Here is a 10,028-nt window from a genome sequence, read left to right on the forward strand (position 1 = left end):
AATTGTGTCTTATTACTTGACATTCCTAATAAAATATTGGGCATTACTCTTATCTACATATATAACACCTGTATCGATATTAGTGGGAGCTAGGGTAAGACCGGCTTTGGCATTGTCTGTAGAAATCTCTACATTAGCGTGCTTCATAGTATAAAGTATCTCTAAGGCATAGAAAGGCATCATTGCTGATTTCTGAACTATTGTTCCCATTACGATGTCTTTGCCGATTTTCTCCAAAACCTGTCTGTCTCTGTCCATAGAAACTATTTTGACCTTGCCTATGCGTCCGGCTTCCTCAACAGCAGTAGCCGCCGATGCGCCTCCAACTGCATCCGTACAACCTATTCCTGCCAAGTCAGGGTTTTTTTGCAAGATTGCAGATATTACCTGCAGAGTATTAACAGGATCTGCTTTTGTATCCCCTATTTGAACAATTTCTATATCAGGGAATTGTTTAAGCGCATCTTCATATCCCTTTTCTCTATCTTGATGCAAGCTCACTCCTGGTTCGGTCAGCATGGCAACCTTTCCCTTGCCTCCCAGAGCTTCAGCAAGTTTAGTCCCCCCCAAAAAGCCGGCATTGTAGTTTCCTGTTCCCACAAATGCAGTTCTTTTCGATTTCTTAACATCACCATCAACCGTTATGACCGGAATACCTGCATCAATAGCTTTATTGATTACCGGCACTAAACTGTCTTCCGCTCCAAAAGTAATTATGCCTGCCGGCTTTTCAGCAATAGCCTGTTCAAATGCTGCAACCATTGCATTGATATCATAATCAGGTGGACCTACATACTTTGTTTTAACTCCCATCATATCGCCTGCTGCTTTAAGTCCAATCTTATGGTCATAGAAATACTCCAAGTTTCCGAGGCAATACACCCCTATATACAGTTCATCTGAAACCGGCTTGGCTACCTGCTGCTGTGAAGATTCCTTATTACTTGCTGTTGTATTGTTGTCTTTTGTGTCGCTTGAACACCCAACAGACAAACCCATTACCAGAGTTAACCCAATTAGAAGAAATAATACTTTTTTCAACACGAAGTCGTCCTCCTCTTATTTTTTCTAATTACATCGTAGTTTAATAAGAGAAAATTATAAATGTTCTATCTATATAGGTTTCATGTATTTATTGAATATAAAAAAAACATGTGACAAGGCACATGTTTTAAAATTATATCAAAATGTATACTATTTTGTTAAATCATCTTATTAGGCAGAATATTTAGTTATTTATATTAATGCAGATAAAAGGACGACAAAATATTATATAATACAATCCTTGGAGAACTCACCCAAAAATAAGGCAGTCATTTCAGAATTATTACTATTCCCCTATATATTCGGACGGGCTCACTCCAGTTATTTTTTTGAATATCCTACTAAAATAATTATAGTTGGCATATCCTACTTTTTCCGCTACCTGGTAAACCTTATTTTTGGGATTTTCAAGCATTTTCTTGGCATACCATATTCTTACTTCATTTATATATTCGATGAGATATTTTCCGGTCTCCTGTTTAAATATACGGCTGGTATAAGCAGAGCTATAGCCTATAATTTCTGCAACTTTAGTTAAATTTAACGTTTCTTCGCTGAAATGTGTATTGATATAATTTATAGATTGCAACACACCCTCTGAATAATCTTTTTTTATCAGAATGCTGATTTTAATATTTGCAATTCTTATGACCACATCCACAATTTGATCATGCAAGTCATTTAAGAAATTAACCTGCCTAAGATCTTTTATTCCTTCTAATCCTGTTGATTCAAACTCCTTCAACTCATTATGAAAATGTACTTTTATGACTTCAACTAAAGACACATATGTAAGTTTTACTTCATATGCCGAAACATCTTTTTCTACAACATGAAATTCCTTCTTTAACTGCGCCAAAAGGCCGATAATTCCATGGAAATTTTCAAGTGTTATTTCTTTAATTATTTTCGCTTTAATTTTTTCTATATTTTCACAGCAAATATGCTTCTTGCTATTTGTATTATCATAACAAGCAATAAAACCTGCTCCTTCGAAAATTTTATTATCAATAGCATTTAAGGCTTGTTTGTACAACTCAGGCAAATTTTCATATCCGAGAAGTTCAGTACTAATACCTATAGAAACAGAAAGATTTAAATATTTTGATAATAGATACCGCATATGTACAAATGTATCCAAAATACTTTGCGGATCGCTTAGCTTATCTTTAATTTCAGATACATCCAGTATTATAAAATATCGATAATTACTTTCGCAATAAATTTCGAAGCTGCAAATCGTTCTAATATATTCACTGATCGCATTTTTAACTTCCTCACTGCATAATGTTGCAGGTTTATTTGCAAAGCGCTTATCATATTCGTACGGGTAATCAACTTCAAAACAAACGACCCTAAACAAAGCAGCACAATTAAAACTAATATTGGCCCTTTGCAGTTGTACAGTTACTTGACTGCGCTCAAAATCATTACCGCCTGTCAAGAGTTCTTTCAAGATGTTATTTTTAATAATTCTTATATCTGTATTGATTCTTTCCCGTGAGTTATTTCCTGCCCTTGCAGCTTTAGATGTCTGCCTTTCTTTATCTATATCCTCTTTTACTTTACAAACAATATTATTAATTGACTGTACGTCAATATCATACTTTAAGATATAATCAAAGGCCCCATAAGTAAACGCCTCTCTTACAAATTCAAAGTCGTTATAGCAGCTTAGAACCACTACTTTTATATTCAGCTGGCTCTCCTTAATCCATTTTATTAGCTCAACTCCGTTAAACTCCGGCATTTTTATATCGGTTAGGACAAGATCAACCTCGGTTTTGCTTAATATTTCCTTCGCCTTTATTCCATTTGAAACTTCTCCTACAATCTCCAGATTACACTCACATTGGCTCAAAGTACTTTTAATACCTATACGAACCAGCGGCTCATCATCAACGATCAATACCCTTATCATTCAACTCCTCCCCCTCATATAAAATGCACGGTATTATAATACTAACAGAGGTTCCTTCCCCTATTTCACTTTGGATATTTATTCCATAATCTGTTCCGAAATAGTTTTTAATTCTTTCGTTTACATTATTAATACCAATCCCATTGAAGCCCTTTTCCTTGACGCATTTATCTAAAAGTTTCTTTTGAGTGTCTTTATCCATTCCTTTCCCATTATCTTTCACACAGTATTCAATAAAATCATCAAACTTTGCAATACTTATTTCGATTTTACCATTCATTTTTTCATGGTCAAGCCCATGGAATATAGCATTCTCAACAATCGGCTGAAGTACAAACTTGATTGTCTTGTAACTTTTAACTTCTTCATCCATGTGAAATTCAACAGTAAAGCTATCGTAATACCTAAGTTGCTGTAATGATATATAGTCCCTTATCTGATTAATTTCCTCCTCAATGGAAATAAAAGTCTGTCCCAATTTAATAGATGATTTTAATAAGTTGATTAGAGATATTATTAAATTAGCAATTTCGTTAGCATGCTGCATCGTAGCCATCCACCTGATTGCATTTAAAGAATTATAAATAAAATGAGGATTAATTTGAGCTTCAAGAATCTTATATTCCTGTTCCTTTTCCTTTTGGTGATGATAATTAATTTTCATCAACATATTATTTATTGCATCCACCAGCTTATTGAAATGATCACTCAGCAGTCCTATATGCTCCTTTTTTTCTATCTGTAAAGGAACCTCAAATTGCTTTGTCTCAATTTGGGTCACTATATCTTCAAGTAGTTTTATCGGACGGGATATACTTCTGGAAATGAAAATTGATAAGAATAAAAAGAGAAAAAGAATAACGATAATGAAAATTATCGTATACATTTTTATATAGGTCATATCTTTTATCAACTGATGATTATTCGCAACCATAATAATGGTCCATCCTGTGTATTCGGATGTTTTATAACTTATGCCATTTTGGTTACCATTTGTGTTAACCACAAAATTTCCCTCGCCGTTTTGTTGTACAGTGTTCCAAATTGTATCTTTTATATGTGTTTTAACCGCATCCCCTTTGTTACTATATATTGTATCCCCATATTTATCCACAACATAAATATCTTTTTCTTCATTGTCATTTATGCTGCAAAAGTCACGGAGTATATTGAAATTGACATTTAACTGCATAATTCCAATGTTAGAACTTTGAACTCCCCCAGCCTTTGAAAAACCTTTTATCGGGTAAATTACAGGAATAACCTTCAAGGATTTCCTATTTGTTTGCAAGTCGATAAATGGCGCGAGTATAGTTGGCCCTTCTCCCTCCTCTATGGCCTGAATAAACCACTGTTCATTTTTAGGGGTATATTTTTGATCTATTGTATCCTCAAAATTAACAAAATAGGAAATGTTCGATCTTGTATAAAGGTAAACTGACATAACTTCTTTTTTTTGTATCAAGATATTACTGAGTTTCCCAAATAATTCTTCATTGCTTGTAATATATTTGATTTTATCCTTATAATCTTCTTCCTGTTTACCAATTCCCGAATTAAAAGATTTGTCCTTAATAATATTTTCAGCAATTTTTTCAATATCTTCAAAATAAACATCTATACTTATTTGCATATGTTTAATAATATCACTATTAGAGATAAGAGTTTTTTTCTGCAGGGTATTTTGAATATTTAAATAGGAAAGAAACCCAAAAACTATAAAGGGTACTACAAATGCTATACTAAATATGACCATTAATTTATTCTGTAAATTCATTTTCCTTATAAAAGAACTACTTCTCATTGCAAAAAATCCTTCTCGCATTAATTTCTCATAAAAGATTTGTAATTTTTCATGTCAATTATAAAAACTCCTGTATCAATATATACCGGAGTACCTGTAATCCCAGCATCTTTAGTATTCGGAACGATAGGAACAAGATTATGATTATAGTTATATAATATCTGCATTGCATAGAATGGCATCAATGCAGTTTGTTGAACAAGTGTCGCAGTGATTACTCCATCTTCAATTTTTTTTAGAACGTATTGACTTCTATCCATTGCTAGAATTTTTACTTTGCCTTGCTTATTTACCTCCTCCAACGCAACAGAAGCAGCAATTCCTCCAAAGTAATCAGTACATGCAATTGCATCTAACTCCGGATATTTATTAAGAATATCTAAAGCAGCTTTATGAGCGTCTTCATGATTAGCTTTTGTGTCTGCGATTTCTACAATTTTAATTCCAGCTGTTTTACCTAAAGCATCAGTATAACCACTGGTTCTTTCTCTGTGCAATTCAACTTCGGGTTCGGTAAGAATAGCAACTTGTCCCTTCCCATTTAGGATTTTAGCAAGTGTGTTGCCGCCCAAATATCCTGCATTATAATTCCCAGTGCCTACAAATGCAATTCTTTGACTATTCTTAATGTCACCATCTACTGTAACTGAAGGAATACCACAATCAGCAGCTTTGTCAATCATTGCTGCAAGACGATCGTTCGCGCCAAATACTACTATTCCTGCAACCTTTTTACTGATAGCATAATCAAAACACTTTATCATTTCATCGATATTATTATCCGGAGGACCCATGTATTCTATCTTTACATTTAGAGCTTCGCCAGCTTTCATTAATCCAATTTTATGATCGGTAAAATACTCGTAACTACCAAGTGCATAAATTCCCACATACTCTTCAACATTTTTACTTTCTTTATTATATTGGTCAGTGGCATTAACTTCAGAAGGTTTTAAAATATCTTCCTTAATAATTACATCTTGTTTTTTATTTGATGTACAGCCATTTAAGCAAGCTATTATTAAAAAAACAAGAATTAATAAATTCCATCTTCGCTTAAATACCATATTTACCACTACCCTTTTTGAATTTTACTAGGTTGAAATAAGGTTATTGCTTATGGGAAGTATCGGACTTTTGGTCAGCATCAACATGCCTTCACTTGTTTAGAATTCAACAAACTTTCAAAATAATCCTGCAATGAATCCGAAATATCAAAAAACAAAAGCCAAAACGTCAAAATCGTTCTGGCTTTTCAAGCTTCCCCCAAATGCAAAGGCCTATTTAACATCGTCCTTGACTATCCTACCCTCTAATTTGTAATATTCGTCGAGCATGAAGTCTAGTTCTTCAACCGTGATATTATAAATCATAATCTTCTGCCACACCTAGCCCAAGCATTTTCAACAAATTGGGCAGAAAACGCTCCTTTAATATCAATTAAAGTGAGCGCCCACAACAATACTGCGTAGCTTAAGTTACTTCCAATTAGTTATTGTGTTAGTCAAGTGTTACTGATGCCGTTTAATATCCTAAACCTGACGGCGTAAGGTGTCCGGCGGTAGACAGATAAGCTGACCAAAAATGCAAATGATATCCGTCAGTCAGTCCGTCTCTCTCACCGCAACGTTTAACAGAGTGTTCAATTGTGACCTTGGCCAGGTAAGGGTATAAATGTTTCAACAACCGCAATGGCTATTTGGCTTTTGTTGGTAGCGAGATTAAATCAAAGAAAATCCTTGTTCCTTCAGCTTCATATTTTACAACCATCGTGGCGACAGCAAGACTAATAAGAGCATTTTGCGTCATCCCAAAAGCCGTAGCCATATTATCAAGACCTTTTTTTACTTTATCAGGTAGTTCAATAGACTGTCTAGGCACCTTTTTACCTCCTCATTTTGGTGTGTGGGATGACAACTAATACATCAGAGCAACACCAATTTACATCGGTTTTCCATCGTTTTATTAGTGAACGATCAACTTCATTCCGTTCTTATGTACTAGCTTTTTCTCGCAGATGATCTGTTGTTGCCTTAAAGGCCAGAATATCTGCCCTAGCCTCTTTCAACTTCTCTTCAAAAACCAGTCTGAACCAAGCGATTCTGTTTTTAGTCGGTGGATACTGATTAAACTTATCATGGACTTTACAGATGGCTTCAATCATCTCAGAATGGTCATAATCTAGAGTCTTAGCTAATTTCAAGGCTATCGGCAGGAGATCATAGAACCCCGTTTTGATGAAATAGTCTTCCAAGCCTGGTCGATTCATGACAATTCCCCCTCGATCACACGTTTTACCATCCGGTCATCAATAATTCGGTGACCGTTCTGCGAACCGTAGAGGAGGCAATGCGTACATAACTTGTTGATGAGTCTGGCGGCACCGCTGGAGAAACGATAAATATCGTCGATCGCCTGGTCTGAAAAAATGTCGCTGGTTGCACCCGCATAAGCTAAGTGCTGTTTCATATAGGACTCTGCCTCTGCCCGATCATAGTGTGACAGCTTGCATTGTAAATCAATACGTTGGCGAATCGCGGTGTAAGCCTGCAGATGTAGACGATCCCATAGCTCGTTCTGACCGACAAGAATGAGCGCCATGGGGCTCTCTGCATCCATCTTCATATTAAGTAGAAAGCGAACTTCCTCCAGCATCTCTTTATCCAGCAAATGCGCTTCGTCCACGACGACAACTGCCTGCAATCGATGAATTCCGCGCATCAATTCAATCTCCCGATGCAGTTGGCGTTTGGCATCGCCACGATAGAACTTCGACTCGTATCCAAGTTGCTCAAGCATCCCTTTGTAAAAGTGACGGGGTGTTAACTTTGAATCGGACAGGTATAAAATCCTGTACTTCGCCGGATCGAGCGTTTTCGCAAACCGGCGAATCGTCGTCGTTTTTCCCGTCCCACAGTCGCCGGTGATGACGGCAAATAACTGACGCTCTGCTGCATATTCGAGCCTACCAAGTGTTTCTTCCAGTATGCTCGATAGGTACAATTTATCGGTGGGAATATCCCTTGAGAAGGGTGTGTGACTCAGCCCGTAGAAAGATTCATACATGCTTGTCGGCCTCCTTCCGAACTGTTCGGTAGGAGACGGCAGGCGCTTGCCGTTCGTTTCGTTGCTTATTCTGCTCCTCGGCTGCACGAAGTAAACGCGATTCGTCCGCTTTTTCTGGTTGCATATGATCCGGCAGCGCCGGACGCTTTCCAGACCATTCCCTGATGACAAGCTCACGAACAGTCCAAGGTGCATGACCCTCGAATTCTATGGTCAACTCCGTGATGTCAGCAGGATCGTAGACAACTTGAACCTTTCTTCCGACGAATAGTAGCCCTACCTCGTATTTCTTTCCCATAAAGCTAATGCAACCGGACTTGTCCACTTTGCGCTCTTCGCTATGGAGGAATGCATTCGTTAAGATTTCAGGTTCTACGAATCGAAGTGGTGAGCGATCGCTCCGATACGCAGTTTCGGGGCTCGCCGTCTCTCCCAGTGCAGTGTGAGGCTTGTTTTGGTGGCATTCGCTAAGCCATGATTGAAACCAGGTATTAAGTCGATCCAAGGTTTTTGGTTTTTCGAGCAGGACTTCATTAAGGAAGCTTTGAACCACACGATTCAGGCGTTCTATCTTCCCCTTAGATTCAGGAGAATATGGCTTGGCAAACAACAATCGGATACCTAGTTTAGAGCAGGTCCGACCCATCCATCGAGTGCGGTACTGCTTTCCATTGTCAAAGTAGACAGCCTCAGGAAGCGCATTTTGTTGGATAGACTTTCGAAAGCAATCTTCCACAATGGCCTGATCAAGCGTTGGATAAAACTCACCGTGAAGAACGTAGCGTGTTGCATCGTCAATAAACAAAACGAGATACACTTGTTTAAGGGTACCGTTTGGACCGATCGGAAGAAAGGGTCCATATTTAATGTCGGATTGCCATAATTGATTGCGATGCCGTTTCTGGAACCTTCGAGCCGCAGCTCCGTCATTCGTATACATCCGCATGGTCCGGGAGCTATATCCACGTTCCATAAGCTTTTCTTGTAAAGTACTCCGTTTAAGTTGCTTGGGTTGTGCTTTTCCTTCCCATTCTAGGATTTGAATGATTTGGCTGACACTGCGACTCGGAACTTCACGCCGCAATAGAATCGCTTGTAGCAGCCTTGAGCATAAACTACCCACGTGCGAAACCAGTGTTTCCAACGTAAGATCGTTGATTCATCCACGGCAATATCAGTACGTGGTGGTTCGTTTAATACACCTTCAAGACTTTCCGCATCGTAGCGTTTGTAAGGAACGAGCAAGTCCGGCAATTCATGGTGAATCTTGAAACATGACTCACAGCGAAGTCTGCGAATAATGAGTATTGATCTTCCTCCAGAACTTTTATACCATACACGATGACGACTGCCTATGACGATTAAGAGTTTTCCACAACAAGGGCAAGGTATGATTTCCGCACTCCTAACAAAAAACGCCAGTCTTATCTTTCTTCTCAACTAGCGAATAATTTGATACAATGATCATGTTAGTTGGGAAGACGTCTCTAGTGATGCTGTTGTAGCAGTACCACATCTAAAGAGAGGCGTCTTTCTCCTTTCTTCAAGGATAACGTCATGGTCATTATATTCGTCAACTTAGGGACAGGCAAGACCGTCAGCTTTCGGACTTTTTAATTCAGCGTCAACAGTCAAGATACATATCGGCTATTTAAGTATCGGAAGAGTTCATTTAGTAGATAGAAATTATGCAAAGTAAAATTAGGGACAATAACGTAAACACAATGTTTCTAGACGTTTACTTTGCATAATGAATAGGGAACTATCCGAAGTCAGGGTAAATAAAAGGCTCATCTGCTGGATAAGCATATAAGCACATAAGTTTGGTTATTTTACGAATGGAACCTGACTTTGGATAATTTTATTGGACTAAACTGCGTGATGTTCGTCGCTATGGGGAAATTAAGATCCCCAGCCTTGTTTATTTCAATCGTTTTTCGAAATACTATGTATCTTCAGTCCGAAATTAATACCAAAGTTAATTGAAGCTTCATAAATGACACAGACTCCCCCTCCCCAATAAAGTGGCATTCTTAAAAAACATTATGTAGTTAATGTCTATTTAGGTGATGCTCTACAGAGATGGCCAACGCCACAGCAAGGACAGATTGTAAAGTCTTTACCCGTTAGCTTTTTCAAGAATTCAAGTGTGGGCATCTTTTCTTTGGGTACATCCCTTAAAATGGTATTAGT

The 10,028-nt window shown here is 37.6% G+C and carries 9 protein-coding genes; all 9 read right to left on the reverse strand.

Annotated features, from left to right (window positions below; all coding sequences use genetic code 11):
* Positions 1–12: 12 nt before the first annotated feature.
* Positions 13–1,044, reverse strand: a complete 1,032-nt coding sequence (locus tag JL57_RS23875) for a substrate-binding domain-containing protein (protein ID WP_291300496.1) — start codon at positions 1,042–1,044, stop codon at positions 13–15.
* Positions 1,045–1,330: 286 nt separating this feature from the next.
* Entirely contained in the window at positions 1,331–2,965 is a 1,635-nt protein-coding gene (locus JL57_RS23880; protein WP_034144418.1) for a response regulator, read from the reverse strand.
* Positions 2,943–4,790, reverse strand: coding sequence for a sensor histidine kinase (locus JL57_RS23885; RefSeq protein WP_034144419.1), 1,848 nt, complete (start codon positions 4,788–4,790; stop codon positions 2,943–2,945). The genes JL57_RS23880 and JL57_RS23885 overlap by 23 nt, the downstream gene beginning before the upstream one ends.
* Positions 4,790–5,836, reverse strand: a complete 1,047-nt coding sequence (locus JL57_RS23890) for a substrate-binding domain-containing protein (protein ID WP_034144420.1) — start codon at positions 5,834–5,836, stop codon at positions 4,790–4,792. Before JL57_RS23890 ends, JL57_RS23885 begins: the two co-directional genes overlap by 1 nt.
* 628 nt (positions 5,837–6,464) lie before the next feature.
* The gene (locus JL57_RS23895; RefSeq protein WP_034144421.1) at positions 6,465–6,650 is read right to left on the reverse strand and encodes a hypothetical protein; all 186 of its coding nucleotides are present in this window, start codon (positions 6,648–6,650) and stop codon (positions 6,465–6,467) included.
* Between the two features lie 112 nt (positions 6,651–6,762).
* Positions 6,763–7,038, reverse strand: a complete 276-nt coding sequence (locus tag JL57_RS23900; protein ID WP_034144422.1) for a hypothetical protein — start codon at positions 7,036–7,038, stop codon at positions 6,763–6,765.
* Positions 7,035–7,835: an ExeA family protein gene (locus tag JL57_RS23905; RefSeq protein ID WP_034144423.1), complete on the reverse strand. Its 801-nt coding sequence runs from the start codon at positions 7,833–7,835 to the stop codon at positions 7,035–7,037. The genes JL57_RS23900 and JL57_RS23905 overlap by 4 nt, the downstream gene beginning before the upstream one ends.
* Positions 7,828–8,919, reverse strand: a complete 1,092-nt coding sequence (locus tag JL57_RS23910; RefSeq protein ID WP_291300497.1) for a DDE-type integrase/transposase/recombinase — start codon at positions 8,917–8,919, stop codon at positions 7,828–7,830. The genes JL57_RS23905 and JL57_RS23910 overlap by 8 nt, the downstream gene beginning before the upstream one ends.
* Positions 8,868–9,275, reverse strand: a complete 408-nt coding sequence (locus JL57_RS35365) for a DUF6431 domain-containing protein (RefSeq protein WP_291300498.1) — start codon at positions 9,273–9,275, stop codon at positions 8,868–8,870. Before JL57_RS35365 ends, JL57_RS23910 begins: the two co-directional genes overlap by 52 nt.
* Between the last annotated feature and the right edge of the window lie 753 nt (positions 9,276–10,028).

The organism is Desulfosporosinus sp. BICA1-9, assembly GCF_000802135.1.

Coding starts and splice junctions, on each gene's coding strand:
- JL57_RS23890 (WP_034144420.1), bottom strand. CDS start 5,836: ATGGTATTTAAGCGAAGATGGAATTTATTAATTCTTGTTTTTTTAATA.
- JL57_RS23880 (WP_034144418.1), bottom strand. CDS start 2,965: ATGATAAGGGTATTGATCGTTGATGATGAGCCGCTGGTTCGTATAGGT.
- JL57_RS23900 (WP_034144422.1), bottom strand. CDS start 7,038: ATGAATCGACCAGGCTTGGAAGACTATTTCATCAAAACGGGGTTCTAT.
- JL57_RS23905 (WP_034144423.1), bottom strand. CDS start 7,835: ATGTATGAATCTTTCTACGGGCTGAGTCACACACCCTTCTCAAGGGAT.
- JL57_RS23885 (WP_034144419.1), bottom strand. CDS start 4,790: ATGCGAGAAGGATTTTTTGCAATGAGAAGTAGTTCTTTTATAAGGAAA.